Source organism: Asaia siamensis (assembly GCF_014635085.1).
GTDB lineage: Bacteria > Pseudomonadota > Alphaproteobacteria > Acetobacterales > Acetobacteraceae > Asaia > Asaia siamensis.
In genome coordinates this window covers 13,350-35,207 of sequence record NZ_BMCH01000003.1, presented here as the reverse complement: position 1 = coordinate 35,207, position 21,858 = coordinate 13,350, and the positions used below count along the sequence as shown (strand labels likewise).

Annotated in this window: 20 protein-coding genes; 13 read left to right on the top strand and 7 right to left on the bottom strand. The window is 59.6% G+C overall.

Translation table 11 applies throughout. The features are described from left to right. Positions 1 to 51: 51 nt before the first annotated feature. The 3 genes from IEV53_RS05995 to IEV53_RS05985 are packed head-to-tail and all read right to left on the bottom strand — an operon-like array spanning position 52 to position 2,113. Positions 52 to 360, bottom strand: a complete 309-nt coding sequence (locus IEV53_RS05995) for a hypothetical protein (RefSeq protein ID WP_188425904.1) — start codon at positions 358 to 360, stop codon at positions 52 to 54. Next, positions 357 to 1,835: a PepSY-associated TM helix domain-containing protein gene (locus IEV53_RS05990; protein WP_188425903.1), complete on the bottom strand. Its 1,479-nt coding sequence runs from the start codon at positions 1,833 to 1,835 to the stop codon at positions 357 to 359. The genes IEV53_RS05995 and IEV53_RS05990 overlap by 4 nt, the downstream gene beginning before the upstream one ends. After that, positions 1,835 to 2,113, bottom strand: a complete 279-nt coding sequence (locus IEV53_RS05985; RefSeq protein ID WP_188425902.1) for a hypothetical protein — start codon at positions 2,111 to 2,113, stop codon at positions 1,835 to 1,837. Before IEV53_RS05985 ends, IEV53_RS05990 begins: the two co-directional genes overlap by 1 nt. A gap of 131 nt (positions 2,114 to 2,244) precedes the next feature. On the opposite strand from IEV53_RS05985, the gene IEV53_RS05980 reads away from it, so the two are divergent. After that, the gene (locus tag IEV53_RS05980) at positions 2,245 to 4,503 is read left to right on the top strand and encodes a TonB-dependent receptor (protein WP_371869841.1); all 2,259 of its coding nucleotides are present in this window, start codon (positions 2,245 to 2,247) and stop codon (positions 4,501 to 4,503) included. A gap of 463 nt (positions 4,504 to 4,966) precedes the next feature. On the opposite strand, the gene bioB is transcribed toward IEV53_RS05980, so the two are convergent. Beyond that, the gene (gene bioB / locus IEV53_RS05975; protein WP_229719699.1) at positions 4,967 to 5,998 is read right to left on the bottom strand and encodes a biotin synthase BioB; all 1,032 of its coding nucleotides are present in this window, start codon (positions 5,996 to 5,998) and stop codon (positions 4,967 to 4,969) included. 119 nt (positions 5,999 to 6,117) lie between these two features. Between bioB and IEV53_RS05970 the strand changes: the two genes are divergently transcribed. The 12 genes from IEV53_RS05970 (at position 6,118) to mltG (ending at position 19,449) form a co-directional block, all read left to right on the top strand. Beyond that, positions 6,118 to 6,942, top strand: coding sequence for an acyl-ACP desaturase (locus IEV53_RS05970; RefSeq protein WP_188426264.1), 825 nt, complete (start codon positions 6,118 to 6,120; stop codon positions 6,940 to 6,942). Between the two features lie 89 nt (positions 6,943 to 7,031). Next, complete coding sequence (locus IEV53_RS05965; protein WP_188425901.1) at positions 7,032 to 7,679, top strand: Dabb family protein; 648 nt, start codon at positions 7,032 to 7,034, stop codon at positions 7,677 to 7,679. Between the two features lie 96 nt (positions 7,680 to 7,775). Beyond that, entirely contained in the window at positions 7,776 to 9,860 is a 2,085-nt protein-coding gene (locus tag IEV53_RS05960; protein WP_188425900.1) for a M13 family metallopeptidase, read from the top strand. Between the two features lie 179 nt (positions 9,861 to 10,039). Next, a complete protein-coding gene (locus IEV53_RS05955) occupies positions 10,040 to 11,944 on the top strand; it encodes a sensor histidine kinase (protein ID WP_188425899.1) in 1,905 nt (634 codons plus the stop codon). Positions 11,945 to 12,088: 144 nt separating this feature from the next. Beyond that, on the top strand, positions 12,089 to 12,808 hold the full coding sequence (locus IEV53_RS05950) for a glycine betaine ABC transporter substrate-binding protein (protein WP_188425898.1): 720 nt from the start codon (positions 12,089 to 12,091) through the stop codon (positions 12,806 to 12,808). A 245-nt stretch (positions 12,809 to 13,053) separates the two neighbouring features. Beyond that, positions 13,054 to 13,932, top strand: a complete 879-nt coding sequence (locus IEV53_RS05945; protein ID WP_188425897.1) for a class I SAM-dependent methyltransferase — start codon at positions 13,054 to 13,056, stop codon at positions 13,930 to 13,932. Then, on the top strand, positions 13,929 to 14,693 hold the full coding sequence (locus IEV53_RS05940; RefSeq protein ID WP_188425896.1) for a hypothetical protein: 765 nt from the start codon (positions 13,929 to 13,931) through the stop codon (positions 14,691 to 14,693). Before IEV53_RS05945 ends, IEV53_RS05940 begins: the two co-directional genes overlap by 4 nt. Before the next feature lie 74 nt (positions 14,694 to 14,767). Further along, complete coding sequence (gene fabD, locus IEV53_RS05935; RefSeq protein ID WP_188425895.1) at positions 14,768 to 15,739, top strand: ACP S-malonyltransferase; 972 nt, start codon at positions 14,768 to 14,770, stop codon at positions 15,737 to 15,739. A 19-nt stretch (positions 15,740 to 15,758) separates the two neighbouring features. Beyond that, the gene (gene fabG / locus IEV53_RS05930) at positions 15,759 to 16,499 is read left to right on the top strand and encodes a 3-oxoacyl-[acyl-carrier-protein] reductase (RefSeq protein WP_188425894.1); all 741 of its coding nucleotides are present in this window, start codon (positions 15,759 to 15,761) and stop codon (positions 16,497 to 16,499) included. A gap of 240 nt (positions 16,500 to 16,739) precedes the next feature. Continuing rightward, positions 16,740 to 16,979 (top strand): acyl carrier protein, encoded by a 240-nt coding sequence (locus tag IEV53_RS05925; protein WP_023978090.1) that lies wholly within the window; start codon positions 16,740 to 16,742, stop codon positions 16,977 to 16,979. 169 nt (positions 16,980 to 17,148) lie between these two features. Continuing rightward, complete coding sequence (fabF, locus tag IEV53_RS05920) at positions 17,149 to 18,411, top strand: beta-ketoacyl-ACP synthase II (protein WP_371869840.1); 1,263 nt, start codon at positions 17,149 to 17,151, stop codon at positions 18,409 to 18,411. Between the two features lie 30 nt (positions 18,412 to 18,441). Then, positions 18,442 to 19,449: an endolytic transglycosylase MltG gene (mltG, locus tag IEV53_RS05915; RefSeq protein WP_188425892.1), complete on the top strand. Its 1,008-nt coding sequence runs from the start codon at positions 18,442 to 18,444 to the stop codon at positions 19,447 to 19,449. A 52-nt stretch (positions 19,450 to 19,501) separates the two neighbouring features. Here the strand turns inward: mltG and IEV53_RS05910 are convergent, their stop codons facing one another. From IEV53_RS05910 to IEV53_RS05900, 3 genes are all read right to left on the bottom strand, one after another. Next, complete coding sequence (locus IEV53_RS05910) at positions 19,502 to 20,356, bottom strand: lipid-binding SYLF domain-containing protein (RefSeq protein WP_188425891.1); 855 nt, start codon at positions 20,354 to 20,356, stop codon at positions 19,502 to 19,504. Between the two features lie 104 nt (positions 20,357 to 20,460). Beyond that, positions 20,461 to 21,255 (bottom strand): inositol monophosphatase family protein, encoded by a 795-nt coding sequence (locus IEV53_RS05905; RefSeq protein WP_188425890.1) that lies wholly within the window; start codon positions 21,253 to 21,255, stop codon positions 20,461 to 20,463. An 11-nt stretch (positions 21,256 to 21,266) separates the two neighbouring features. Then, a complete protein-coding gene (locus IEV53_RS05900; RefSeq protein WP_229719697.1) occupies positions 21,267 to 21,818 on the bottom strand; it encodes an MmcB family DNA repair protein in 552 nt (183 codons plus the stop codon). Between the last annotated feature and the right edge of the window lie 40 nt (positions 21,819 to 21,858).

Sequence of the window (21,858 nt, the reverse complement as noted above, 5' to 3'; positions counted from 1 at the left end):
GGGACGCCCTGTTGAACCGGTAGCGTCCGCCAAAGGCGGACGGACCCGGTTTCAGGCAATCTTCGTTGGCTGATTCGTCAGTGTCGGGCGTTTCATGGCCCTGACGGACATGATCGTCAGAAAGGCAGAGGCAAAAAGCCCGGCGATAGAGGCAGAGCCAAACCACACGAGCACGCCGGAAATCAGGTCAAGCTGGCAGCACAGGAAGGCAGCCAGAACGGGCAGGACAATCCGGCAGAGATGCAGGGGAAGGCGGGGCACCGGCGCGATGCCCTGCACCCGCAGGAATTTGGGTTGCAGCATCGCATGGGCAAAGAGGGCAACGGCCCAGAAGGATGTGGCGATGATGATGATGATCATAGGGCGACAAGCCTGCGATGGATGAAAAGCGCTGCAAGACCGAAGCAGAAAACCGTCAGATCGACAGATTTATAAACATCGAAACCGTTGAGAAAACCGTTTGCGCTGCGCGTCAGCAGATCGAGCGGGAAAAGCGTCAGCGCGAAAGCCGCAAAAACTGCGCATTGCTCGTTCCAGCCTCGTCTCGGTTTTGCACTGAAGCTGCGTAAGGCAGCATGAATGAGGGCCAGAGCCCAGACAATAAAGAAGGTCCGGATCTCTAAGGCGCCGCGAGCAGGCAGATCCGACCAGAAAAGACGATTGGCCCAGAGATAGGAAAGACAGGCAAGTGGCAGGCCCGTCGTTACGGCAATGGTCAGCGTCTCGGCCAGGCGGAACAGAAAGCTCCGTGCCTTTTTGGGGCGGTGTTTCATCAGGAACAGGATCAGGCCGCCAGACATCATGATGCTGCCGACGAGACCGGAAATGAAATAGAGCCAGCGCATGGGCAAGGATGCCCAGCGAATGAAATGCAGACCCCGCAGCACGCCGCCGATGCGGTGAAGATTATCCGGTATCTGGACGACGGCGATCTGGCTGCCGTCTTTCTCGGAAAAGGTCACGTGATCGCGTGACAGGGCGAAAGACGCGGAATCGGCTTTTGTCATCGATACCGTGCCCCGTTCGAACAGGATCAGACCGACTGTATCGGCTCCAAGAACGGCTTCGGCCTTGTGCAGCATCGGTGCGAGGGGCGCGAGGGCAGGAGCGTTCTGCCCGTTCCCGGGTGCCCTGCCGCCCTGAGGATGTGCCGGTCGCTCGTGGCCCGGCCTGCCATGATGCCCCATGCCGAACATCGGAAAGAGGCGCGGGGCGTGAATGACGGCGCCGGTATAGGCCATCATCGCCATGAAAGGCAGAAACAGCAGACCTGCCAGAATATGCGCATCCATCCAGGCGCGCGTTTTCGAGGCGAAGGGTCGGAACAGCAGGAGATCGGTCAGAATGCTGCGGAAATGGATGATGATCCCTGAAACGACGGCCACAAGAAGGCCGATTGCAGCGATTTCGGTGAGCATGTTCCCCCAGAAGGGGCCGTAATAGAGGGAGTGATGCAGGTCGAAAAAGAGCTGCCCGCCGCCAGTCTCACGCGTGAGAATGGGAAAGCCGTCCGCCGGATTATAGACTGTGCCGATAAAGGCGTGGCCGTTGAAATACTGGACGCGCAGCATGGGGTCGCGTGGCGTCGGCAGGGTGATGAAAGCGTTCTGACCCTGGCTGCGCAGATCCTGCGCCAGTCTGCCGATCCGGTTGAGCGCGTCATCGCTTAGGGGGGACGGTTGATAGCGGGAGAGTTCCGGCTGCATCCAGTGGGTCAGTTCGGTATCGAACAGAGCCAGTGAGCCCCCGGTGAAGACGACAACCAGAATAAGCCCGCCGATGAACCCAACCCATTCATGAAGCCATCCCATGCGGATGCGAAGCGTGTCTCGCATCAGAAGAGCCATCCGAGACAGGGGGCGAGCAGGGCCAGGCTGGGCACGATATTACGCTTTCGGCGGGGCGGGATTGAGAAAATCACGAGTAGCAGGGCGGGCATGAGGGCAAAGGCGCACAGAAACCCGACATTCAAGAAAGGCTCTCCGCCCATGCGGCGAAAGAGAGAGAGCATACCGATACCCGCAATATAGACGAACGCGGTGCCCAGTATGAGCCGCAGGGTCCAGGCACGGATCAGCTTTCGGTCATGTTTTTTTTTGAGACTCTTTCGCATGTGGTTCCTGTGCAACAGGGCCTGCTTTTCCTGACGAAAGACCGTCGGAAGGGCCAAAGTTTAGTTGCGAGCGTTTCTTAATCGCGTCTATTTGACCGCGTCATTTACCCCTTGTCAATGAGATCACCCTCTTGAACAGTTCGGCCCTGATTACCGTCAATCCTCTGCGTAAGCGCTCACAGCGCATCGCATTTTCTGCCCTTCTGATGATGTCTGCCGCTCTTGCCTGCGAGGCGCGCGCACAGGATCAGACGAATGTTCAAGCACAGGCACAACAAAAACAAGGTAAACCCGCCCAGAAACAGGCCGCCGCATCATCCGGGGGTAGAGAGCTTTCGTCGGATGAGCAGATCGAGGTGAAGGCACAGCGCCAGAACCGCATGGAAGTGAAGTCTGGCGGTAATCTCGGTGCACTGGGTAACAAGAAGGGGCTCGATGTGCCCTTCAACGTACGCAGCTATACCTCAGCCCTGATCCTGAACCAGCAGTCACAGACGCTGGGTGAAGTGCTGATGAACGACCCGACCGTGCGCACGACGCTGGGTTATGGCAATTTCTCGGAACAGTTTGTCATCCGTGGATTTCCCGTTTACGGCGATGATGTCGCGATTGACGGGCTGTATGGCATCACGCCGCGCCAGCTTGTCTCCCCCCAGCTTTATGAGCAGGTTCAGGTTCTCAACGGTGCCAGTGCCTTCCTGAACGGTGCGGCGCCTGGTGGCACGGCGCAGGGCGGCAACATCAATCTCGAATTCAAGCATGCGGGCGATACGCCTCTGACGCGTGTCACGGGCGACTATACGAGCTCGTCGATGGGCGGCGGTGCCGTCGATGTGGGGCGCCGTTTCGGTCAGGACAAGCAGTTCGGCGTGCGCATCAATGTGGCTGGTCGCAGCGGTGTTACGGCCATTGACCGTGAAAAGCGGCATCAGGTGGCCGTAGGTGGTGGTTTCGACTGGCATGATCGTGCCGACCGCACGCGGGTGACCATCGACATGGCCTATGAGAACCAGGGCGTGAATGGCGGTCGCGGTGGCGTGTTTCTGAGCGGCGTCACCTCGGTACCGAAGGTCCCGGGCGCAGGGACGAATTATGGTCAGCCCTGGACCTATACCGAGCTCAACTACATCTATGGCAAGCTCAAGGTCGAGCATGATTTCAGCAAATACCTGACCGCGTATGCGCAGTTCGGTGGTCTGGGTGGCAACGAAAAGGGCAATTACGGCAGCACCTACGTAACCAACAGCCAGACCGGCGCAGGCTATAACGGGGCGATGTATGTGCCCTATGTGCAGACCAACAAGAGCACACAGGCCGGGCTGCGCGCGCATTTCAACACTGGTGGCATCAAGCATGAAGTCAATGCTGGTGGTTCGGGCCTGTGGGAAGATACAGCGACTGCATACGCTTTCGCCCTCACCAATCAGGCCAATAATATCTATAATCCGATACGTCATGCCACGGCACAGCCTGAGACATGGATTGGCGGAAATATCGACAATCCCCAATTGAACAACCGGGTGCGGCTCTGGAGCCTTTTCTTCTCTGACACCGTCTCTGCTTTTCATGACCGCGTGGCGCTGACGGCGGGCTTCCGCTATCAGGCAATCAAGACGGTTGCCTATAATTACGGTGCCAGCACGACGTCTTACGATCAGGGCGCGTTCACGCCGGTTGTCGGTCTTGTGGTGCATCCCACGCGACAGACCTCAATCTATTTCAACCGTATCGAAGGGCTGGCCCCCGGCCCGCAGGCCACCGGTCAGGTCGTCAATCTCGGTCAGATCTTCCCGCCCTATCAGACGGTACAGTACGAACTCGGGGCAAAATACGATATCGGCCGGTTCTCGACCGCTGTGTCGATTTTCCAGATCGATCAGCCCAATGCCTATACCTCTGCCATTGCAGGCACCAGCAACAGCATTTTCTCGGTCAACGGATTGCAGCGTAACCGGGGTATCGAATTCACCGTCAATGGCGAGATCATGAAGGGTCTGCGCTTCAATGGTGGCACGTCGATCATTGATGCCAGCCAGCGCCGCACATCGGGGGGGCTTTATGACGGCAATCGCTCCATCGGCGTGCCGGGCTATACGATCAACGGCAATCTTGAATATGATCTGCCGTTCATTCGTGGCGCGACGCTTACCGGGCGTGTGATCCAGACCGGTCACCAATATGCCGACAACCTCAACAAGCTGCGCGTACCGAACTGGACACGCTTCGATGTCGGGGCACGTTACAGCTTCGTGGTCGAGCACAAGGCCATCACGACCCGTCTTGGTGTCGATAACCTTGCCAATACGCGCTATTGGGAGAGTGCTTTCGGTGGCTATCTGCTTCAGGGCCTGCCGCGCACGTTCAAATTCTCTGTCACGGCCGATTTCTGAGCCACGGAAGACGAGAGGGGTGTTGATGCACTTCTCGTTTTTACTAAGGCGCTACAGGTCTTCCGTTTGTCGAAAAGCCAACCTTTAGGTTGGCTTTTTTGTTTTGTGCCGCCTTGTGCCCCTCCTTCCCGGGCGGGGAGGGGGCAGGGCGGGCTAGAGAAATCGGGTGCCTCGCGGTCATGGACAAAGCGGCCTAGGGGGGGAGGCCTTTTGAGGCAGGATAGCAGAAACCCTGGGGGCACGATTTGACCTGCGCTGGTGGCTCACTCTGGCGATTGCAGTGCGCACTCTTCCCGCAAACATGGCAGGCAAATAACAGCACCCATACAGGCCATAAGGCGCGGGATGATCAGGGAAGGGACAATTTCCTTCCGTGATCCGTGCCGATCAGTCGGAGATGAGGCATGAAAAAGGCCAGTCCGTCTCGGAGCCGGCCTTTCCTGTCTCTATCAAGCGAAGGCGCTTAGTGCCCTTCGGTCATCGGCTTCATGCCGAGATTGGCCAGAAGCTTGCGGTCGCGGTGCTCTGCAGGGTTGGGGGTGGTCAGCAGCTTGTCACCACAGAAGATCGAATTGGCGCCGGCGAGAAACACCAGAGCATGGGCTTCGTCGCTCATCAGTTCGCGTCCTGCCGCCAGACGCACATGGCTGGCGGGCATGGTGATACGCGCAGCTGCCACGATGCGGGCGAATGTGATGGGATCGACAGCCTCGGCTTCGGCGAGTGGCGTGCCCTCGACGCGTACGAGCAGGTTGATGGGCACGCTCTCAGGATGCTGGGGCAGGGAAGCCAGTGTGGCGATCAGGCCAGCGCGGTCGCTCTCATCCTCACCCATACCGACGATGCCGCCACAGCAGACATTGATGCCAGCTTCGCGCACATTCGAGAGCGTGTCGAGACGATCCTGATAGGTGCGGGTTGTGATGATCTTGTCATAATACTCGGGCGAGGTGTCGAGGTTATGGTTGTAATAATCGAGACCGGCCTCCTTCAGACGGCGTGATTGGTCGCCATCGAGCATGCCGAGCGTGACGCAGGTCTCGAGACCAAGCGATTTCACGCCTTCGATCATGGCGCAGACCGTATCGAGGTCACGTTCCTTGGGCGAGCGCCATGCGGCGCCCATGCAGAAGCGACCGGCACCCGCAGCCTTGGCGGCACGTGCTTCCGTCAGCACCTTTTCCACGGCCATCAGACGCTCGGCCTTCACGCTCTTTTCGTGCAGGGCGCTTTGCGGGCAATAGGCGCAGTCTTCAGGGCAGCCGCCCGTCTTGATTGAAAGCAGGGTCGAGATCTGCACGCGCGTCGGGTCGAAATAGGCGCGATGCGCCATCTGGGCGCGAAAGATCAGCTCCGGAAAAGGCAGGTCGATCAGGGCCGCCACTTCGTCGCGTGTCCAGTCATGCCTGATCTCGGGTTTCCAGCTTGCCTGGGTGCGGATTTCGCGGGGAAGGACCGGATCACGGGTCAGCGTATCGAGGGACATGCGGGGCATGGCTCCAAAATATTTGAAAATGAAAAAGCTCCGGCAGCGATGCCACAGCAAGGGGGCGCTTGTCACCCATCTGCGCGAGATGTCTACCCAAAATGGCGCATTCATGTCATCACTGCGTCATGAAACATTGGCGCATCGATCAGATGGATTGGGATGCTTTCGATGCATCCCGCGTGGACCCGGACATCATTCCGGTCATCAAGGCGGCGGCTGTGGTCGAGCGGAACGGGCTCGATTATGCGGTCTATCTCGGCAACGTCTTCGTGGGCGACCCGGATTTCCGTCAGGCAGCGGATAACTGGGCGGTCGAAGAGGTGCAGCACGGCGATGCGCTTGGCAAATGGGCCATGCTCGCTGACCCGAGCTGGGACTACATGAAGGCGTTCGAACGCTATCGCGGCACGTATCATATCGAGCAGGATGTCGATGCCTCAATCCGTGGGTCGCGCACGGGCGAGCTGATCGCGCGCTGCATGGTCGAGACAGGGACATCGTCTTTCTATACCGCCATGGCCGATGCAACAGATGAGCCGGTTCTCAAGGCGATCTGCAAGCAGATCGCTGCCGATGAATACCGGCATTTCAAGCTCTTCTACGACCACATGCATCGCTATCTGAAGCGCGAGAAGCTGAGCGTATGGCAGCGCACGAAGATCGCGCTTGGTCGTGTGACCGAGAGTGAGGATGACGAGCTGGCGACGGCTTATTACACCACCAATATGTCAGCCAACACGCCCTATGATCACAAGAAATGCATCGCCGCCTATATGGCGCGGGCAATGGGGTGCTATCAGCTCAAGCATATCAACCGCGTGACCAGCATGATCTTCAAGACCATCGGCTTTACACCGCATTCGAAGGTTCAGGTGCTGGTTGCCAAGGCGATGTATCAGCTGATCCAGTTCAAGGCGAAGCGTTTCAGGCGGTCTCTGGCCGCTTCATAACGAAAGCGTTTTATGTCCTACGACAAATTAAGCCCTGTCACGGTGCGTTCCTGCTCTAAGATGGATCAGAACCAACACCGTGGAGCGTTATGGCTGTGCTGTCTCATCTTTCACGCCTTACCCTTATGGGGGCGATCATTTCCGGTGGCGTGCTGACGCTCGCAGCAACGCCTGTCATGGCAGACCCATATTCCCTGCCGATCGCCTCATCGGGGCCGGTTGCCCTGCCTCCTGTCGCCGATGGCGGCACAATGGCCGCACGCGGCCTCGCTGCGCAGGTCGGTCTGCCGCAGTTTACTTCGCCAAGCTGGCGCCCCGGTCTGGTGCGCCATATCGTGATGTTCCGCTATAAATCGAGCGCGACGGCCGCCATGCGCGCCGAGGTGACATCGCGTTTCCTGAGGCTCGTGCAGGACTCACGTCGCCCCGATGGTACGCATCCGGTCAAGTCGATCGAGATGGGCGTGCAGAACAGCGGCGAGGGGGTCGATGCCGGGTTGCAGCAGGCCTTTATCGTGACCTTTGCCTCCGAGGGTGATCGCAACTTCTATGTCGGCAAACCCGTGATCATGGATCCGGCCTGGTTCGATCCGGCGCATGAGGCGTTCAAGACATTTGCAGCCCCGGCTCTGGAGAAGGTGGTGGTGTTCGATTTCAATGTTCTGGCCACGGCCAGTCTCGAGCCGAGCGGGCACAAGGGCACGTCGCACAAGGCTGGCAGCCAGACTCGCCGTTGAACAAAAACTGTCATAACGTTGCATAATGTGTCCCGCCTTACGGGAAGGCGGGACCTGAAGCTTATTTGTGGAAAAGGCTGCCTAGTGACCAGAAAAATGAAACGCGCTTCCTCGCTCTGGCTCGGTGCTGTCAGCGTTCTTGCTCTGACCGTGCAGTCTGCTTCGGCCCAGACGACCGCTCCAAAAGCCAAGGCCGATGACGCCAGCGTCAAGCCTTACGATCCGAGCTGGGGCTTCAACATGGCTGGCATGGACAAGGCGGTACGACCGGGCGACAATTTCTTTCAGTATGCCAATGGCACGTATCTGAAGAACATCGTCATTCCGGCAGATCGTGCCTCTTTCGGTCCGTTCATCATTCTTGCTGAGACGGCGCGTGAGCGCGTGCAGAAGATCCTGAGCGAGGCGGGCAAGCATCCTGCCGCCGATCCGAAAACAACCGAGGAAAAGCTCGGCGCATTCTATGCGACTTTTCTTGATACGGCTCAGGCAGACAAGCTGGGTGCGACCCCGCTCAAGGCTGATCTCGACACCGTGCGGGGCGTGAAAGACGCTGCATCGCTGGCACATCTGTTCGGCCAGGCAGCATTCGGCTTTCAGTACGCTCCTTTTTCTCTGATCATCAACGCGGATGACAATAATCCCGGCGAATATGCGCTGCTCCTGCATCAGGGCAAGCTCGGTCTTCCGGATCGCGATTACTACCTCAAGCCCGATTTCGCAGCCAAGAAGAAGGCGTATCAGGCCTATATCGCCAAGACCCTGACCATGATCGACTGGGCGGGTGCCGAGCAGGAAGCCGCAAAGATCGTGGCGCTCGAGACCGAACTCGCGAAGGTTGAGTGGTCGCGCACGGAAATGCGTGACCCCGTGAAGGTCTACAACCCGATGACCGTGGCTGAGCTAGCCAAAAAAGCACCGGGTATCGATTGGGCCGGGTTCCTGACATCAGCCGGTATCCCTGCGTCGAACCTCGAAAACCGCCGCATTATTGTGGGTGAGCCGACAGCGCTTGCGGGAATGGCCAAGGTGCTGTCGACCGCAGATTACGGGACGATCCGCTCCTGGCTTGCCTTCCATCTTGCCAGCGATGCCTCTTCCTATCTGAGCCAGGGCTTTGTGCAGGCGGCCTTCGATTTCTACGATCATGAGCTCGAGGGTTCCCCGCAGCTTCCCGTTCGCTGGAAGCAGGCCGTCAGCCATACGGAAGACGCGATGGGCTGGGCGATCGGCAAGATCTATGTCGAGCGTTATTTCCCGCCCGCAGCCAAGGCACGCATCACGGGGCTCACGCAGGACGTCAAGGCAGCGTTTGCCAATCGTCTGGCCCATAATACCTGGATGGCGCCTGCCACCCGAGAGGCAGCAGGTCGCAAGCTGCAGAATTTTGAGATCCAGGTTGGCTATCCCAACAAATGGCGCGACTATGCAGGGCTGACGATCAAGCCGGGTGACCTCTATGGCAACGGTGCGCGCGCCATCGCCTTTGAGTGGCAGTACAACCTTGGCCATCTCGACACGAAGGTCGACCGCAACGAGTGGTTCATGACCCCGCAGACGGTCAATGCGTATAATGATCCCAACCAGGTTGAGATCGTCTTCCCGGCAGCTATTCTGCAGCCGCCCTTCTTTGATCCGAATGGTGATTCAGCAGTCAATTACGGCGCAATCGGCGGGGTGATCGGTCATGAAATGACCCATTCCTTCGACGATGAGGGGCGTCAGTATGACGAGCATGGCCGTCTGCACCAGTGGTGGACGCCAGATGACGTCAAGCGTTTCCAGGCGCTCGCCGATCGTTACGGCAAGCAGTATGATGCGTTTGAGGTGCTGCCCGGCGTGCATCTCAATGGCAAGCTGACGATGGGCGAAAACATCGCCGATCTCGGTGGTCTGACGCTTGCACTCGACGCCTATCATGCCTCGCTGCATGGCAAGCCCGCCCCTGTCGTGCATGGTCTGACCGGCGATCAGCGCGTGTTCCTGGGCTGGGCTCAGGTCTGGCGTCAGAAGCTGCGTGAGGATTCCATTCGTAATCGCGCCGTGACAGACCCGCATTCGGCACCGGAAGCCCGCGTCAATCTGCCGATGCATAACATCGATGCGTGGTATGCGGCCTTTGGCGTCAAGCCGGGCGACAAACTCTACCTCGCCCCGCAGGATCGCGTTAAAATATGGTGATTTTTTCGCGTTGTTCGTTAAATATCCCTGATGCCGTTTTTTGGTCTGCGTCGCCATGACGCAGCCGCGAACGGCCCGAAAGGTGCAATAAACTTCATGTACGTTCAAGGAACGGCGAGGGAACAGTCTCCGACAGAAGAGACGACCGATCCGTTCACCTTCTGCAAGCCTGGCGCCTCATGAGGCGCCAGCACGATCTCCACGACCTTTTGACGGTCGCGGCCGCTCTGGTGCGGGCCCCTGCCGCCTATGTGACTCTCCCCGATCGCGGTCGGCAGAGTGTGGCGGCCAGTTATGGCCCGCTCCCTACACGTCTTTCAGTGCCGCTAAAGGCACCGCAGCAGCCCCTGGTTCAGGAATTGCTGCCACCGCTGAACGAGCTGGCGCAGGCCCCCTGGCGTTACGTGTTTCAGATACGCGTCCCTGTTCCGCTCGTCCGGGAGCAGGAAGCAGGGACGCTCTGTTTCCTGACACATGGGTTTCTGGACCCTGATTCCATCTCGTTCCGGGAAGGAATGGACGCCCTGAAGCGGCAGATTGCGCTCGTCCTGTCCAGACCGGATGATGACAGTCCGGAGGAAAGCCCAGTCACGGCTCCAGCCCCGAGGGGAGGGCGCTCGCGACGGGCCGAAACGCCGTCGGCGCTGCCCTCGATTGAGGATCTCCCCGGGATCGGCACGTTCGAGATCAGGTTCGGGAGCAATCTCATTTCGCTTTCTGCCGAGTTGATGCGCCTGACCGGTGTGCCGACCGGCACGCAATGCCCGATAGAAGTGTTCCAGAACTGCATGCCGGTGCCGGATACCGATCTGCTGCATTTTGCAGAGGGTATCAGCGACGAAATCCAGTTTCCGGAGACGGATTTTGCGATTGAGAACCTGACAGACCAGACCAGAAGCTGGGTAAGGCGCAGGGCAGAGATCGAGGCCGATGAAAGAGGAACACCCTGGCGCCTCATCGGTACGCTCGAGGATATCACGCGAGACAGGGTGGCAACCAACCGGCTTTCGGCAATGGTCATTCTTGGTGATGCCTTGCGCAAGGTGGACACGCCCGCGGAAGCCTATCACGCGGCGGCTTCAGCGTTGGCCGATGCGCTCGGTGCCGATCGGGCGGGCTGGGCCCTGTTCGAGGCCAGTGACGAGACCCATTTTCGCATCGTGCAGGACTGGCACAGTGCCGGTTTGCCAAGCGCGGCTGGGACATACGACCGGTCCGATTACAGCGTTGCCCTTAATATGCTCGAGCAGGGGGTGTTGTTCTCGGTGCGCGATGCGCATGAGAATGTCTGGCTGCCCTGCCTTGTCCCCGAGCATGGCTACAAAGACCAGATCAGGTCGCAGCTTCTGATGCCGGTTCTGAGCCAGGGGCATCTGACGCATTGTCTCTATATCCAGTGCTGCACGCCGCGCGACTGGACCGATCAGGAGCTTGCCTTTCTGAGGGCCGTCTCTGACCGTGCCCAGGTGGCAGCGGCGTCTCTTGAAGCACGCGCCCACCAGCAGACAATGCATCAGGAGCTTGCCCACCGTCTCAAGAACACGCTGGCTCTGGTTCAGGCTCTGGCCAATCAGAGTCTGCGCGGGGTCGATAATCGCGATGCGGTAAAGGCCTTTGAAAAGCGCCTCGTGGCCCTGGGGTCGGCGCATGACCTGCTGATGCGTCAGGCATGGCGCAGCGGTGATCTTGAAACGCTTGCTCGTGAGGTGCTGGCCCGCATCGCGCCGATTGAACGCTTTCATCTGGCGGGCCCCCCGGTCTCGCTCGGGCCCAATACAGCGACCACGCTTGGTCTGATGCTGCATGAGCTCGGGACCAACGCAGCCAAATACGGGGCACTCAGCGCCGAGGCGGGGCGGGTGAGCCTCGTCTGGTCGGTCGTGAACGAAGAGGCGCGTCGAAACCTCTCCCTGCATTGGCGGGAGGAAGGGGGACCACCTGTTGCGGCCCCTCAATCGAAAGGGTTCGGGTCGAGGCTGCTTCAGGCCGGGTTCGGTCATCAGGGCTCGGCAGCCGTAGCCTATCCCGAGACGGGGTGCGATGCGCTCTTTACCCTTCCGTTGCGTCAGGCGCAGAGCAATTGAGGGAGATGAGGGCAGGGGATGAAAATGTTGATGGCCGGAAGAGGCTCCAAAAGCGTCAAACCCGGACTATCCTCTTGCCATTCCTGCCCTGAAGTGATCGAACACAGGCAATTCGCCTGATATTCGTTTGCTGAAGGATACGCCATGACCACGATCTCTCTGGGCTATCTGCGTAATGCCCTGCACGCTGGCTGTGCGAGCGCGGTCGCACGCGTTCTCGATGCCCATGAGGCCGAGGTCGAGTTCGTCGATGCCGATCCGGGGGAGCTGCCTGGTCTGCTTGATGAAGGCGCGATCGATCTGCTTGTTTCGGCCTGGCTGCCGCGTGATGCAGATCTGGTCCAGCATGGCATGCGCGTTCTGGGCACAATCTATCGCCCCTATTATTGCTGGGGCAGCTATGAGGCTGTGTCGTCAGCGGCCGAGCTGTCTGGCGACACGCTGGAAGCCCTGTTCGTTGCCCGCTCTGATGCGGAGAAATTGCAGCAGGTTCTGGCTCAGGCGCCCAACCTGTCGGGTCTGACGCCGACAATTTGTGAAGATGAGGTCCTTTTCGGCACGGTGCAGGGCGCGCGCGAAGCTGGCAGGAAATTTGTCGTGTTCCTGGCGCAACCCCATGCGCTTTTTCACGACGAGGCATTCCAGCCGGTGAGCGATCCGCGTTTTTCGGAAGAGATGGAAGCGGCGCTGCTTGTGCGTGAGTCTGTCGCTGCCTGTGCCGATCAGGATATGCTCGATGAATTGTCCGAGATGACGTTGGGCAACAAGGTGATGAGCGCTCTCGAATATGCCATTCAGGTCGATAATATGGACCCTGAAGAGGCAGCCGAGGCATGGCAGCGCGGGCGTCTGGTGGCGCGATAAGGCTTTTTTGCCGCCTTGTCGCTTTTCTGCGGCAAGGCGGCATATGGGGCACTCTTCGCGCTTGGCGGGTGGAGGCAATGCAAGGTGGTTTTCTGTCCCATGCCCTGAACAGAGTTGCAGGTTTGAACGGAAAAGAGATCGTCCGGCACTTTTATTCTTGTAAATACGATCTGTGGGCGATGATGTTTTCATAAATCGTTAATCTATATTATAGACATGAATTCGCTATTTTTTGCAGGCAGCGCATGTCTTCTTATCCAGAAGCGTCAGATCTTTACGAAAAATTCAGGCATTGCAGCGATGAGGCCTGGCTGCAGATACTGGTCGCTTCACTCCAGCTTCCCGAAATCGAGGGCGTGAGAATGCCCGATTTTCCCGCTCCGTCGCTTCAAAGTGAAATTCACGGACATTCGGGCGAGGTGTCGCTTCACGAGGCCTCCATGTTCTTTCGGGAGATCAAGGCTTATTGCCGCTATGTCGGCAGACCGCTCTCTGCGGAAACGAGAGTGCTCGATTTCGGCTGTGGCTGGGGGCGTATCCTGCGTCTCTTCATGAAGGACATCCGCCCGGAAAATCTTTTCGGAATCGATTCGACATCGCGGTTTCTGATGGAGGCGCGTCGTTGCAACCCGGCGCTGTGTTTCCTTGATACCAGACTGGCACCGCCGACCCTGATCGGTGCGGGCACCTTCGATCTCATTGTCTCGTTTTCGGTATTCTCCCATCTGGATGAATTCATCGCTGGGTTATGGATCAACGAGTTTCACCGTCTTCTGCGTCCGGGCGGGCTTGCGGTCATCACGACCCAGAGCAGGCGGTTTATCGCTTTTTGTGCCGAACAGCGTTTGCGCCGTGCCTCCGGGATAAGGCTTGAGCATGGATGGCATGAGGCCTGCGCCGACAGTTTCACGGATGAAGCGCGTGCCAATGCCCGCTATGATGCCGGGCGCTTCCTGCATGCCTCGTCTGTCAGGCGTCCGCATCCGGGGGCGCATTATGGCGAGGCAATCATCCCGCGCGCGTATATTGTCCAGAAATGGGGGCAGCTGTTCAGGGTGATCGAGTTTCTGGACGATCCGACCCGTGTGCCCCAGGTCTTCATTGTGTTGCAGAAGGTCGCGTGATGAAAAACAGAGTTCTGCTGGCAGCGGTCATCGCTTTCGTTTCCGCCGTCGGATTGGCAAGGGCACAGGCGCAGCCGCCAAACCATGCCTCTGACGAGACCATTGAGGTTACCGGTCAGCCCTTTGTGGTTCTCTCGAAACGCTATCAGCGGCTTGAGCGTGTTTTCCGGCGCTTTGATTCCTATCCTGCTGCCGACAGAAGCGGTCTCACCTTGCATCTCAAGGCGACGATCCAGCCGGGGGATCGTCCCGGCTATGGCTCAGGTCTGATGCTGCGCAATGGCGATGAAATGATCAGGCTGATTCCCGAGCCCGGAAACGAGATCGTCTTCCCACGTGACGCAGGATTATGGGACGCAAATCCCCCGCTTTACGCAAGGCTGCGCCCGGGAGAGACGGTGAGCGTGGGGTTTTTCTTTACCGTCACGCCTGCAGATCCCACGCGCTTTACTCAGGGCGAGGCGAAGCACTGGCTGAACCAGCTTGACCGATGCATCGAAGATGAAGGCGGTTTTCTGATAGCCCTGCTTTTGCCTGACACGCACAAGCTGACCGTCGAGATTGCCCCGAACAGCCGGTTCGAGGTGGTCGAGAACGGCACGATGCACCCGCTGGTCGTCAATCAGGGGGGCACGCCCTATCGCTTTGTTTTCCGGCCGCAGGATTATCCACGTGATGCGGTTTTTCAGGCGAGCAAGCCCTTGGCCCGCATCGTCCTCGATCTGCCTTTTCCGCTGCATGGTGCCCTTGAGCGAAAGTAACAATTTGACAGCGATGCATGGCCTCCGCCATCACCCACCCGGAATTGCTCAAAGCTTAGGGTGAGAAAGAACTGATGTCAGTGCATGCATTCGTGTTTCCGGGCCAGGGCAGCCAGTCTGTCGGAATGGGGCAGGGGCTTTACGAAGCGTTCCCTGCTGCGCGCGAAGTATTTCAGGAAGTCGATGATGCGCTCGATGAGCATCTGTCGAAGCTCATTTTCACGGGTGATGCCGGCGAGCTGACGCGCACCGAAAACGCGCAGCCCGCCTTGATGGCCGTCTCGCTTGCGACGGTGCGTGTGCTCGAAACCGAAGGCGGTTTTGCCCTTTCTGACAAGGCTACGGTTGTGGCTGGTCACTCGCTTGGCGAGTATTCCGCTCTGGCGGCTTCGGGCGCGCTGGGCATTGCCCAGACGGCACGCCTGCTGCGTCTGCGCGGTCTGGCTATGCAGGAGGCCGTTCCCGCAGGCGAGGGCGGCATGGCGGCCCTGCTCGGTGTCGAGACTGAACTGGCCCATGAAATCTGCCGTGAAGCCGCGCGTCTCGAAAGCGAGGGTGGCGATCTCGTTCATGAGACGCTTGAACTCGCCAATGACAATGGCGGCGGGCAGATTGTAATCTCGGGTCGTCTCGCAGCCGTTGAGCGTGCCATTGCGCTCGCCAAGACCAAGGGTGTGAAGCGCGCTGTGCTGCTGCCCGTCTCTGCGCCTTTTCATTCGTCGCTGATGGCATCGGCAGCCGAGAGGATGGCAGAGGCTCTGGAACGCGCCGAGATCAAGGTGCCGGCTATCCCCGTCATCACAAACGTCACGGCAGGCAAGAATACGGACGCAACCCGCATTGCCGATCTGCTGGTGCAGCAGGTGACCGGTTCGGTGCGCTGGCGCGAGAGCGTACTGGCGATGGCGGCCATGGGTGTGACATCACAGATCGAACTGGGTGCGGGCAAGGTGCTGACAGGCCTGGTGCGTCGCATCGTGCCTGACATGACGGCGCGCAACGCGGGTACCCCGGAAGAAATCGAGGCGCTGCTTCGCGACCTCTGAAAACCTGGAGAAAACGACAATGTTCAATCTGCAAGGCAAGACGGCGCTCGTGACGGGCGCTTCGGGCGGTCTGGGCGCTGCCATCGCACGCGCCCTTCATGCCCAGGGTGCCGAGCTCGTGCTTTCCGGCACGCGTGAACCGGCTCTGGCTGAAGTGGCGGCGAGCCTTGGCGAGCGCGTGCATGTCTGCGCCGCCAATCTCTCAAGCGGTGAGGAAGCCGATGCGCTCGTGGGCAAGGCTGAGGCCCTGCTTGGCAAGCCGCTCGATATTCTCGTCAATAATGCCGGGCTCACGCGCGATGGCCTCATCATTCGCATGAAGGATGAAGACTGGTCACAGGTCATGACGGTTGATCTGGAATCGCCCTTCCGTCTGTGTCGTGCCGCTCTCAAGGGCATGCTGCGTCGTCGCGGCGGCCGCATCATCAATATCGCCTCGATTGTCGGTGTGACGGGCAATGGCGGGCAGGCCAATTATTCCGCAGCCAAAGCCGGCATGATCGGTATGACCAAGTCGCTGGCTCAGGAAGTCGGCTCGCGCGGCGTCACGGTCAACGTGATCGCGCCTGGCTTTGTCGAGACTGCCATGACAGCCGTGCTGCCGGATGCGCAGCGTGACAAGCTGCTGGGTTCCATCCCGCTCGGTCGCATGGGCAAGCCCGAGGATATTGCTGCAGCCGTCGTCTATCTCGCCTCTGAAGAGGCAGGCTGGGTGACCGGCATGACCATGAACGTCAATGGCGGGATGGCCATGCCCTGAGGGCAAAAGCGCCTTCGACACGCAAAGCTTGGCGTGGGAGGGTAAACCATGCTAAGCGCCCGCTGCTTCGTCCGAAGCGTGGGCGTCCAGGCCCGCCGGGGTCCGAACTTCGGTCCGCGATTCAGGGTACTGGCAGTATAGGCCGTCTCTGAAGTAAAGACGGGGACCGACTGGGCGACCAGACGGATGGTAAAACAGATTCGAACCGCCCGAATAAGGGCACACAGGAAGCCAGAACAGATGAGCGAAATCGCCGATAAGGTTAAGAAAATCGTTGTTGAGCATCTCGGCGTTGAAGAGAGCAAGGTAACCCCTGACGCTTCCTTCATCGACGATCTCGGCGCCGACAGCCTCGACACGGTCGAGCTGGTCATGGCTTTCGAAGAAGCCTTCAGCGTCGAAATTCCTGAAGATGCAGCCGAGAAGATCGCGACCGTCAAGGACGCCATCGACTACATCGAAAAGCAGAAGGCCGCCTGATCCGGCTGCATTGGGCCATTCGGCCTGATGCATTGATCTTTCTCCGGCTCCCGTTTCAGTGGAGCCGGAGCATACGACGAGATTTACAGCCGCTCCCTCATGGCAGCCCGCCGGGAGCTGGCCTTTATGACTGGAGCTTCGTCCGCCCATGATGGCAAACCTATCGGCAATGAAAGAAAGACGCGTCGTCGTCACCGGTATGGGGCTTGTCACGCCACTGGCGGTGGGCGTGGACCAGACCTGGCAGCGTCTGATTGCCGGACAGACCGGCATTGGCCGCATCACCTGCTTCGACCCGAGCGATCTTCCTGCCCATGTGGCGGGTGAGGTGCCTGAAGGCCCGACAGCAGAAGGCGGCCTGACGCTCTCGGACTGGGTTCCGACGAAGGACCAGAAGAAGATGGATCGTTTCATCCATCTCGGCATGGCGGCTGCCATTCAGGCCGTCGAGGATTCAGGCTGGAAGCCGGAATCCGAGGAAGACCGTTGCGCGACCGGCGTGATGATCGGCTCGGGCATTGGTGGTCTTCAGACCATCTATGATGCCTCTCTGACAGTCGCGAGCGGCAAGGCCCGTCGCCTGTCGCCCTTCTTCATTCCCTCCGCCCTGATCAACCTGATTTCGGGCCATGTGTCGATTCGCTATGGCTTCAAGGGGCCGAACCACTCGGCCGTGACCGCCTGTGCGACAGGTGTGCATGCCATTGGCGATGCCACGCGTCTCATCATGCTGGGCGATGCCGATGTGATGATTGCAGGTGGAGCCGAGGCCGCTGTCTGCCCGCTGGGCATTGCAGGGTTCTCCTCCGCTCGTGCGCTCTCCACCGGCTTCAATGATACTCCCGAAAAAGCGTCGCGCCCCTGGGATCGCGACCGTGACGGCTTCGTCATGGGCGAAGGCTCGGGTATTGTCGTGCTTGAGGAATACGAGCACGCTAAGGCACGTGGTGCGAAGATCTATGGCGAGATCATCGGTTATGGGCTCTCGGGCGATGCGCATCACATCACGGCCCCTGCAGAGGGTCATGAAGGGGCGTTCCGCGCCATGAAGGCCGCCCTGCGCTCGGCGGGCATCACCCCGGCCGATATCGATTACGTCAACGCGCATGGCACCTCGACCATGGCCGATGACCTCGAGCTTGATGCGGTTGAGCGTTTCTTCGGTGATGACGCCAAACGTGTCGCCATGTCTTCAACCAAGTCTGCCACGGGCCATCTGCTCGGCGCGGCGGGTTCGGTCGAAGCCATGTTCTCGATGCTGGCGATCCGTGACAATGTCGCTCCGCCGACGCTCAATCTCGACAATCCCGCACGTGAGAGCGTGATTGATCGCGTGGCGCATGAAGCCCAGCAGCGCAAGATCAACATTGCGCTTTCCAACAGCTTCGGCTTTGGCGGCACCAATGCCAGCCTGATCGTCAAGGGCGTCTGATCCACGCCCTGAAATCATGAAGGGGCGGGCATGAAGCGCGTCTTTCTTGCCCTTTTCCTGCTTCTTGTCCTTGCAGGGGCAGGGGGGGCTGCGGCGCTGTGGCTGTTCGCACATCGCCCCGGGCCTCTCCAGAACCCTGTCGATCATGTCGTGCCTCACGGCAGCACCGTCATGATCGCCCATGATCTGGCCTCTGCCGGGATTATCCCAGGTGGTTCAATGTCTGAACGTCAGTTCAGGCTCATAGCCAGGCTGACAAGATCGCATGGTGCCCTCCATGCTGCAGAACTGCATTTTGCTACGGGCGCCTCTATACTCGATGTTCTTGATGTGCTGCGTCACGGTACGCCAGTCAGCCATCATCTCACCATTCCCGAAGGACGCACGGCGCGGCAGATTGCGACGCTCATCGCGCAGGACCCGCTGCTTACCGGTCCCATGCCCGCGATTGAGGAAGGCGCGCTGCTTCCCCAGACTATTGCCTATGAGCGTGGTGAGCCGCGTGCGCAGATCGTGCATCGTCTCGAAGCGCTCATGACGCAGGCTCTCGCCCGCGTCTGGGCTGGCAGGGAGCCTGACCCTGTCTTGAACACACCGAGGGATCTGCTGGTTCTGGCCTCGATTGTCGAGCGGGAAACAGGTGACGACGCCGAGCGGCCGCAAGTGGCGCGCGTCTTCCTCAATCGTCTGGCGCTCGGCATGAAGCTGCAATCAGATCCAACAGCGATCTACGATCTGAGCGAGGGGCTGGGTGTGCTGGATCATCCGGTGACCCATGATGACCTGCATGTGGCAGGCCCGCATAATACCTATGAGATTGCGGCTCTGCCGCCAGGCCCTATCTGTTCCCCCGGCCTTGCTGCCCTGAATGCGGTTGCGCATCCTGCCACCGGAGACATGCTGTATTTCGTGGCTGACGGTACAGGCAAGCACGGATTTTCACATGATCTGCATGAGCATAACACGCGGATCGAGGCTCTGAGAGCCCTCAGGGCGGGGCAAACTGGCCAGGGCAAGACCCCCTCCCATCATCCCTGAGGTCAACAGGCCAGGCTCAGGACGGCAGGAAATCCGCCCTGGCGCTTGCGTCTTACTTCGGTGCCGAGAGTGTTTCGCTCTTCACGGCGCCATGCGACTGGCTGGTGAATGATTTGCTGCTGTCGTAATTTGCCGGATAGGGGCTGTTGCCTACCGTTCCGCTTGCGGCGGAGGTTGCAGCGCCCGTGATGGCTGATTGGGCCGGTGTTGCGCTTTGCTGCTGCACGACCTGCATCAGGACGCGTCGCAGCGGGTCAGCGCCAGTATTGTTCACGCGCATCGAGATAACGATATCTTCCGGGCCGACGGGCTGATTGTAAAAGGCGCGATTGGAGGCGCTGTCGATAGTCAGCTTGGAACCACCGAGCGAGGCGCCGGCAAAAAGTCCGGATGATTTCTGAAGCGCGAGAATATCGGTGTTTGAGGCACCGGCAGAGCCGCTTTCGATACCGCTCCCCATATTGGCGAATGAAGCCGAAGCCCCGGCGCTGAACTTGAACTGGCTGTCGAGCAGGGCCTGAAGACCACGATCGGACATGACGAAAAACATCAGCTCAGAGCTTTCAACGCCGAGCTGAAGTCCCATTGAGGCAGAGCTCAGCGTATAGAAGGCCGGGTCTGACCACGAGCCGCGGGCATCGCGTGACAGCAGAAGGCAGCCGCCTCCTGCGCCACCAAAAACGATCGACATGCGAAAGACCGAGGGGCACACCATCACGGCGCGCGCCTTGGCCAGGTAACGCTGGGCGCGCGAATTCGGTGTCGTACCCTGGAAGATATCCTGAACCGCGAGCGTCGCCCGGTCGACCAGAGCCTGTTGTTTTGGCGTCGCCATGGCAGGCACAGCCGTCAGACCTGCGGCCAGCAAGACCGTGGAAGCGACGAGTCGGCGTGAGAGAGAAACCATGGATGAGGGGCCTCGTATCGTGAACCGTCAGGGGGCAGGAGCTGCCAGCCCTGACGGGAAATTATGGCGTGAGAATGGTTGTCATCAGGCAACCGGACCGGATGTCAGAGAAGGCGCATTCCGGCAGCCGCAGCGATTGGCTCGGCGACACCCGGTGCTGCTGCGAGAATGGAAATGCATCCGGTCAGCCCGCCATCCTGCAGGAACGGTGAGACGCGCGCGCCACTTTCCTCAATCATGACGAGGGCGGCGGCAACATCCCAGAGATTGATGGCGATTTCGAGATAGCCGTCACTGCGACCCGAGGCGACGTCAGCAAGAGCCAGAGCGCCACAGGCGCCTGTTCGCGGCGCAATACCGAGCTCCAGAAACGCCTTCGCACGGCTGGCATAGGTTTCCGGCGACACTTTCGCGCTCCATCCCGTTTCCACCATGGCATTTTTCGGGTCTGTGACGGGGGAGGCGGTAAGCTTCCTGCCATTGAGCCAGGCACCCACGCCGCGCTGGGCCGTATAGACCTCGCCCAGAGCCGGGGCATTGATCACACCCGCAGCTGGCACTGCGCCATCCATCAGGCCAAGTGAGACGCACCAGCGCTCGCGTCCGCGAGCGTAGTTCGATGTGCCGTCGATCGGGTCAATAACCCAGGTCAGCCCACCCTCACGCTGGCGTCCTCCCTCTTCGCCCATAAAGCCATCTTCAGGGAAAAGGGCCTCGATCCGTTTCGAGACAAGGGCCTCGACTGCCATATCGGCTTCAGTGACATAATCCTGCACGCCTTTCATGCTGCCGACCGGTCCACCCGGCGGCGGCCTCATTGCCATAGCCAGGGCGGCGGCATCGGCGACGACGGCGCGGGCAACCTCCAGGCGTTGGGCGATGAGACGTTGATCGGTCATGCAGACACTCCTTATTCGACACGTCGGGCCGCACGGAGAGACGCTGTCATGGCAGGGTCTTCCAGAGCCATGAGACGCAGCGCGGCGTTATGGCCGAAAAGCTGCATCAGGGTCTTTCTGCGGGCCGTTGCCAGCTTGGCAAGCGGGCTTTCGCGGATCATGGCACATTCCGGCACGATGGTTGAGGGGCTTTCCATCACATGCGCGACGAAGAGCCCAACATCGTCCGGAATGAGGGCCTGAGGGAAATGCTGATCGACTGCGAAATACAGCCTGTCGCACCAGTCGCGGTATTCCGGCCATTTGCGATCTGTCAGAAAATCGCGTGGTCCTGACTTGATCTCGATGCAGTGCAACTGCCCATCGGCGCCAAGGGCCATGATATCGGCCCGGCGACCGGCAGCGGGCAGGGAGAACTCGTTCAGACATGCCCAGTTGAGATTCCGGGCCAGACCGAGCATGGCGCGCCTGATGGCAAACTGGTTTTCCGGCAGGCTCAGAGGCGGGGGTGTCGCATCGGTCATGCCCCGCTTGTCGTCTTCGTAACTTTGCCTGTCGCTCACTTGTGGTTACTCATCGAAGGCACCCTGCTTTCACCTGTCT